The following is a 6,124-nucleotide window of genomic DNA, read 5'->3' on the forward strand; positions in this document are numbered from 1 at the left end:
GCCAGAGGCGGCGCAGCAGGTTGGCGGCGACGCTGCGGCGGTACGAGGCCGAGCCGCGCAGGTCGTCGCGGGGACAGTAGTCGTCGGCCAACGCAAGGGCCGCGACCTCGATGCCGGCCTCGCTCCACGCATGGCCGACCAGCGCCCGCTCGCAGCCGCGCGCGCGTGCCGGCGTGCCCGCCATGCCGCCGAACGCGACGCGAGCGGCCGTCACCTTGCCCTGCTCGATCGTGATCGCGAACGCGCCGCACACCGCGGAGATGTCGCTGTCGAACCGCTTGGACAGCTTGGCGATGCTGACCAGCGTCGCAGCGGCGGGGCGGGGGATGTGGACGGCTTCGACGAACTCGCCGGGCGCGCGGTCCTGCTCGCCATAGGCGAGGAAGTAGTCCTCCAGCGCGATCGTCCGCCGCACGTCGCCCCGCCGCAGCGTCAGCGTCGCACCCAGCGCGATCAGCGCCGGCGGCATGTCGCCGATCGGCGAGCCGTTGGCGATGTTGCCGCCGATCGTGCCGGCGTTGCGGACCTGCTGGCCGCCGATCCGCCGCACCAGCTTGCCAAGCTGCGGATGCATCCGCGCCAACGCCGCGTGCGCATCGGCATAGCGCACGCCGGCACCCAGCGTCAGGCCGTCGCTCGTATCCTCGATCGTCGCCAGCTCGGCGATGTTGCCGACGAAGACGACGGTGCCGAGCGAGCGCAGACCCTTCGTCACCCACAGCCCGACATCGGTGCCGCCGGCGACGATCCGCGCATCGGGATGGTCCAGCAACAGCGCCGCCAGCTCGTCACCGGTTGCGGGTGCGTGCCAACCCTCGCCCGTACCCCGGCGCATTGCCCGCAGGCTCGCCAGCGTCGCCCCGTCATCGCGCGCGCCGGCCGGGACCGCCGCGGCGGCGGCGAGGATCGGGCCATAGCCGGTACAGCGGCACAGATTGCCGGCCAGCACGTCGCCGACGCCCGCGTCGCTGCCGCTCGCGCCGATGCTGCGGCCATAGAGCGACATGACGATGCCGGGCGTGCAGAAGCCGCATTGCGAGCCGTGATGCTCCACCATCGCGCGCTGCACCGGGTGGTCGCCGCCCAGGCTCTCGACCGTCATCAGCGCCTTGCCGTCGAGCATCGGGGCGAACAGGATGCAGGCGTTGACCGCGCGCCAGGCAACGCCCTCGCCGCGCACCTCGCCGAGCAGCACCGTGCAGGCCCCGCAATCGCCCTCGGCGCAGCCCTCCTTGGTGCCGGTGCGGCGCAGGCGATAGCGGATCAGGTCGAGGGCGGTGTCCTCGGCCGCCGCTTCGACCTCCACCACCTCGCCGTCGAGCAGGAAGCAGATCATCTCAGCTGCCCCGGTAGGTCGAATAGGCGAAGGGCGAGACGAGCAGCGGCACATGATAATGGCCGTCCGCCTCGGCGACCCCGAAGGCGATCGTCACCGTGTCGAGGAACGGCGGCTCGGGCAGCGCGACGCCCGCCGCGCGGAAATAGGCGGCGACGTCGAAGGCCAGGCTGTAGCGGCCCGGCGACAGGGTGCGATCCCCGGTCAGCGCCGGGCAGCGGCCGTCCGCATCGGTGACACCGCTCGCCAGCACCCAGTCACCCGCCGCCAGCCGCACCGCCATGCCGGCGGCGGGGCAGCCATGCGCGGTATCGAGGACGTGGGTGGACAGGCTGGTCATGCCGCCGCCTCGGTCAATGGCGGCGACCAGCGGCCGCTGAACTCGACCTCGTCATAGGCCTCGTAATCGGCAAGGATCGCCGCCTCGTCGCTGCGGAACAGCGCGTCGGCAACACCGCGGGCAAGGCGGGGCAGCGCGTATTTCAGCCCGGACAGCGCCGCCGCGGACAGTCCGTGGCTGGCCAGCGCCGAATAGTTGAAGGCATAGAGCCCGGCCAGCCGCGCCTCGTCATCGGCGGTGCGCCCCTGCAGCTCGAACGCCGGGCCAAGATACGGGTGTGCGTCGATCAACGGGTTGGCGATCTGCGACGGCGGCGCATAACGGTCGCGCCAGCGCAGCACTCCTTCGGCAACCCGGGCAAGTTCGGGCCGAAGCGCGGGATCGGTGACGAGGCCGGTCGACAGCACCAGGAAGTCGTAGGTCGCCTCGCCTTTGGGGGTCGTCACGCGCACGCCCGTCGGCGTGTCGGCGACGCTCGTCCAGGGGCTGCCGGTGTGGAGCGCGAAGCCGGGGTGGCGCGCGGCGGCGGCAAACATGTCGCTGGTTGGCGGCTGGCTGCGCGCGAAGAAGCTCGCCATCACCCGATACTTGCCGGCATCGTCCAGCGCCGGATAGCGTGGCATGATCCCGGCGGCCTCCATGAAGCGGATCGGGTTGACGCGGGGCAGCTCGGCGCGGCGGATATGGACGTGCGCGGCGGCGACACCGGCCTCCAGCGCATGGTTGGCATTGTCGAACGCCGACGCGCCGCCGCCCAGGATCGCGATCCGCTTGCCGGCGAGCGCGAGATAGTCGATGTCCTGCGAGGTGTGCGCGTAGCGGTGCGGCGGCAGCGCGTCGCGGATGAAGCCGGGGACATGCCACTCGCCGCCGCCCTGGATGCCGGTCGCCAGCACCACCGCGCGCGCGTCGATCGTGTCGCCGCCGTCGAGATGGAGGCGGTGAGCACCGCCGAGCGGCTCGATCAGCGTCACCTTGGCTCCGTTCCTGACCGGCAGCGCCAGGACGCGGCGATACCAGCGCAGATACGCCATCCAGTCGCGCCGGCCGATCTTCTCCAGCGCCGCCCAGCCCGCGGTGCCACCCTGCGCCTCCCACCAGGCGCGGAAGGTAAGGCTGGGGATGCCGAGATCGATCCCGGTCAGCGCCTTGGGCGTGCGCAGCGTCCGCATCCGCGCATAGGTGTCCCACGGCCCCTCATAGCCGGCCGGGTTCTCGTCGAGCACGAGCAGGTTCGACACCCGCTCGCGTCCGAGTGCGAATGCAGCGCCCAGGCCGCTCTGGCCGCCGCCGACGATCACCACGTCGAGCACGCCTAGCCGGATGCGCGTCCAGTCCGGGCCGGGATGAACGCAGGCCAGATCATGCGCGACGCGCGCTTCGAGGTCGGCGAGGCTCATGCCGGCTGCTCCAGTCGCAGGCGGACGATCTCGCCGATCTGGTCGAGCGCGGCGGCGATCTCCGTATCGCGGTCATGGGCGAGGCGGGCTTGCATCGCGGCGAGGATACCCGCTTTGTCGGTCAGCCGCACGCAGATGATGAAGGGAAAGCCGAACCGCTGGGCATAGGCAGCGTTGAGCGTGTGAAAGCGCTCGAACTCGGCCGGTGTCATGCGGTCCAGCCCCGCCGATGCCTGCTCCGCCGCGCTCGCCTGCGTCAGGCTGCCGTCGATCGCCGCCTTGCCGGCCAGCTCGGGATGGGCGCGGATTAGCGCCAGCCGTTCGTCGGCGCTGGCGGCGTGGACCACGGCCATCAGGTCGGCATGATTGCGCGAGGCGGCGCGCTCCTCGATCCAGGGAGAATGCTCGAACAGCGCGGTCATGCCTGCACCTCCAGCCAGTGTCGCGCGATGTCGATCCGCCGCGCTACCCAGGCGTCGCCGGCTGCCAGGACGTGATCGACGAAGCGCGCCACCGCCAGCGCCCGCCCCGGCCGCCCGGCGATGCGCCCGTGCAGCCCGACCGACATCATCCGCCCGCCCTCCGCGCGTAGTGCATCGAACGTGTCGCGCAGGTAGCGGAAGAACTGCTCGCCCTCGGTGAAGCCGTTCAGCGCGACCATCTTCATGTCGTTGGCGTCCAGACTGTACGGCACCACCAGCTGGCCATGAGCATTGCGATAGGGCAGGTCGTCGGCATAGCTGTCGGCATCGTAGACGAAGCCGCCCTCCTCGGCGACCAGCCGCGCGGTGTTGGGGCTGGTGCGGCCCTGATACCAGCCGAGTGGCCGCTCCCCCGTCAGGCGGGTGTGGACCTCGATCGCGCGGGCGATGTGCTCGCGTTCGGTCGCTTCCGGCACGGCCTGATAGTCGATCCAGCGCCAGCCATGGCTCGCCACCTCCCACTGCGCCGCCAGCATCGCCTCGACGGCAGCCGGGTTCTGCGCCATCGCGCTGGCGACGCCGAAGACGGTGACCGGCACGCCGCGCTCCACGAACAGCCGGTGCAGCCGCCAGAAGCCGGCGCGGCTGCCATATTCGTACAGGCTCTCCATCGCCATCGCTCGCGCGGGATGGCTGGGCGCGCCGACCATGTCGGCCAGGAACGCCTCCGACCCCGTGTCGCCGTAGAGGACGCTGTTCTCCGCGCCTTCCTCATAATTGACGACGATGTTCACCGCGACGCGCGCACCGCCGGGCCAGTGCGGGTCGGGCGGGGTCGCGCCATAGCCGATCAGGTCGCGCTCGCTCATCCGTGCCACGCCGCCATCGCCGCCTTGACTCCCGCGCCCGCGGGCAGCGCCAAGCCTTCGGCGCGCAGCACCGCCTCCAGCGCCGCCAGCGTGTGCAGAATCTTGGCGCGGGTGGCGTTGTAGCCCATCGCGCCGATCCGCCAGATGTGGCCGGCGAGCGGGCCGAAGGCGGTGCCGATCTCGATTTCCCACTCGTCGCGCATCCGGGCGCGGACGCGCTCGCCGTCGATGCCGTCGGGGATGTGGATGCCGGTGACGTTGGTCATCCGGGTGGCATCCGTGCCGAACACGCTCAGCCCCATGGCGCGAATGCCCGCGACGACCGCACGACCCGCTGCCGTATGGCGCGCATACCGCGCTTCCAGCCCCTCGCCCAGCGCCACCCGGGCACATTCGCGCGCGCCGTACAGCATCGTCGTCGCCTCGGTATGATGGTTGAGCCGCCGCTCGCCCCAATAGTCCATCACCATCGCCAGGTCGAAATAGTTGGAGGCGATCCGACGGCCGCCGCTATCGGCGGTGTCGTCGCGGCGCAGGCCCTTCTCGACGTGCCGGCGCGCGGCGATGTGCGCGGCGGCGCGGTCGGAGATCGTGATCGGGGCCGATCCGGAGGGGCCGCCGAGGCATTTCTGCAGCCCGCCCGTGACGATGTCGGCACCCCAGGCGTCGCTCTCGATCGGCATCCCGGCCAGCGTCGCGGTGGCATCGACATACAACAGCGCGCCGGCCGCATGGGCGAGGTCGCCGACCCCGGCGAGCGGCTGCGCCATCGTCGTCGAGGTGTCGCCATGGACGGTGGCGACCACCTGCGGCGCAGTGCGCTGGATCGCGGCGGCAATGGCGGGCAGCGGCACCGTCTCGCCCCAGGGTGCGTCAACCGTCTCCACCCGCGCGCCGATCCGCTCGCCGATCTCCTGCAGCAGCAGCCCGAAGCGGCCGAAGTTCACCACCAGCAGCGTCTCGCCCGGCACCAGCAGCGACACCAAAGACGCCTCGATCGCCGCCCGCGCGGTGCCATCGATCAGAAAGGTCCAGCGGTTCGCCGTGCCGAAGATCGGCCGGTAGAGCGCCATCACCTGCTCCATATAGCCGGTCATCTCGGGGTCGAACTGGCCGAGCAGGTCGGCGGCCATCGCCCGCAGCACGCGCGGATAGGCGTTGACCGGGCCCGGGCCCATCAACAGCCGCTGCGGCGGGTCGATCTCCCCGAACAAGATGGCATCAAGCGGCAAGCGATCCTCCCAACAGGTCGACGAAGCGCAGCATCGCCTGCGCTGCCGCCTCGACATCGGCGGCGTCGACCGCCTCGGCGGGGTTGTGGCTGACCCCGCCGGCACAGCGGATGAACAGCATCGCAGTTGGGCACAAGGCCGCCATCGTCATCGCGTCGTGGCCGGCCCCGCTGGCGAGCCGTCGAACCGGCTGGGCGACCGTGGCGACGGCACGCGACAGGAGGTCGATCATGCGTGGATCGCAGGGGCTGGCGGCAAGGTCCTGGAGCTTCTCGACCGTTGCAGTGACGCCGCGGCGGGTGGCGATCGCCTCGACCTCGGCGAGGATCGCGGCGGCGGTCGCGTCGCGGGCCGGGTGGTCCGGCGCGCGGACGTCGAGGGTGAAATCGGCGCGGCCGGGAATGACGTTGGCGACGCCCGGGCTCGCTTCGATGCGGCCGACGGTGGCGACCACCTCGCCGCCGGTCGCGGCGAGGTGGACAGAGCAGAGCATCAGACCAGTTGCGTGGAAGGCGGGGCTCACGC

7 protein-coding genes are annotated in these 6,124 nt (G+C 71.4%); all 7 read right to left on the reverse strand.

The window, feature by feature from the left end:
- Positions 1-1,336, reverse strand: a 1,336-nt coding sequence (gene xdhA, locus HUU96_RS09665; RefSeq protein ID WP_174292608.1) for a xanthine dehydrogenase small subunit, incomplete at its 3' end; no start/stop codon positions are given.
- Between the two features lies 1 nt (position 1,337).
- Positions 1,338-1,676, reverse strand: coding sequence for a hydroxyisourate hydrolase (gene uraH / locus HUU96_RS09670; protein ID WP_174292609.1), 339 nt, complete (start codon positions 1,674-1,676; stop codon positions 1,338-1,340).
- Positions 1,673-3,076 carry an NAD(P)-binding domain-containing protein gene (locus HUU96_RS09675; RefSeq protein WP_174292610.1) on the reverse strand — a complete coding sequence of 468 codons (1,404 nt, stop codon included), beginning with the start codon at positions 3,074-3,076 and terminating at the stop codon, positions 1,673-1,675. Before HUU96_RS09675 ends, uraH begins: the two co-directional genes overlap by 4 nt.
- Positions 3,073-3,498, reverse strand: coding sequence for a 2-oxo-4-hydroxy-4-carboxy-5-ureidoimidazoline decarboxylase (gene uraD, locus HUU96_RS09680; RefSeq protein ID WP_174292611.1), 426 nt, complete (start codon positions 3,496-3,498; stop codon positions 3,073-3,075). Before uraD ends, HUU96_RS09675 begins: the two co-directional genes overlap by 4 nt.
- Entirely contained in the window at positions 3,495-4,367 is an 873-nt protein-coding gene (gene puuE, locus HUU96_RS09685) for an allantoinase PuuE (protein ID WP_174292612.1), read from the reverse strand. Before puuE ends, uraD begins: the two co-directional genes overlap by 4 nt.
- On the reverse strand, positions 4,364-5,545 hold the full coding sequence (locus HUU96_RS09690; RefSeq protein ID WP_217430305.1) for a pyridoxal-phosphate-dependent aminotransferase family protein: 1,182 nt from the start codon (positions 5,543-5,545) through the stop codon (positions 4,364-4,366). Before HUU96_RS09690 ends, puuE begins: the two co-directional genes overlap by 4 nt.
- 43 nt (positions 5,546-5,588) lie before the next feature.
- On the reverse strand, positions 5,589-6,124 hold a 536-nt coding region (locus HUU96_RS09695; protein WP_174292614.1), incomplete at its 5' end, for a M20/M25/M40 family metallo-hydrolase.

The organism is Sphingomonas bacterium (assembly GCF_903644135.1).
In the GTDB taxonomy this organism is placed as follows: Bacteria; Pseudomonadota; Alphaproteobacteria; order Sphingomonadales; family Sphingomonadaceae; genus Sphingomonas.